Below are 1,045 nucleotides of genomic sequence, written 5' to 3'. Positions count from 1 at the left end.
TAATTCCTTGATTGTTTTGTCTTGCATGGCTTGCATAAATGGTCAACTCCTTTAATGGTAGTATTAACCATTTACACGTGATTTAATATATTCTCATCTCCTGCCCAAAAAACTATCTTAAGTGAATTCCTGCCGGTAAATATCTCGCCTGGCCAGCACCCAAACAATCAAGCAGAGGATAACGGATCCCGCCAATAGCTGCCCTATCGCGGCGAGAACTGAAATATGCATGGGTAGGAAAGCCAGCTTGATTCCACCGATCAGCCAGGGCCCTATGTTACCGTTAAATGAAAAATCTATTGTAACATTTTAACCACAGCTGACACTAATAACCAAGGAGTATTTTTTTAAGCTATTTCGGTCATGCGAAAATATATTCGGGATGTGAATGGATGAAGAAGCGTCAGGTGACAACACCGGGGCACCGGTTTTGTCTGTAATATATCTCGTCTTTGCCGTACATACTGTCACAGATATTCTTCTGGTAGCCCTTTGCATCGTGGGAGCCATCATTACACAGGGGTTGGCAACATGGTTACCTATGAAATTTGGGTTAAGGCTGACGATGTTCATCGAGCAAATAAAGCGATCCACAAGTAACCGGCACAAAATGGTGCCATGATGCTATTTAACACAGCGGAGTTGTCAATATGTGTCTTGTAAAAAGGTTTAAAAAGCCCCCGGTGCACCCCCAAAATCGTTCAAAAATCCGCATGCTAATCGGAAGAACTTGCTTTACCTGGTGCCGGTACGTATTTTGGATAATTAACAGGTCCATATATGCCGGGACTGTGCAGAAAGGCCCTCTGCCTTACCTCATTTTTAATCATAAAACCCCTTTGCTGAGGCGTTTGCGAAATATTGACATGTGGCTTCAACATAACAAAATAAGGAATTTAAAAATCGCTGTAGACCGAGTTAACGGTATTATCCTGAAGTCCGGTGAGGTATTTTCTTTTTGGCGGTTGGTTGGAAAGCCGGCTAAAAGAAAGGGATACGTTGAAGGGATGGTCTTGTACAACGGTTCATACAGGGCGGAAGTGGG

Annotated in this window: 1 protein-coding gene; it reads left to right on the top strand. The window is 43.2% G+C overall.

The annotated features are described in order from the left end of the window. Positions 1 to 650: 650 nt before the first annotated feature. The coding region (locus BM299_RS20330; RefSeq protein ID WP_165608321.1) for a VanW family protein at positions 651 to 1,045 on the top strand (395 nt) is incomplete at its 3' end.

It is taken from the genome of Desulfoscipio geothermicus DSM 3669 (genome assembly GCF_900115975.1).
In the GTDB taxonomy this organism is placed as follows: Bacteria; Bacillota; Desulfotomaculia; order Desulfotomaculales; family Desulfallaceae; genus Desulfoscipio; species Desulfoscipio geothermicus.
Note: the sequence above shows the minus strand (reverse complement) of the source record. Positions and strands in the feature narration are given on the sequence as shown.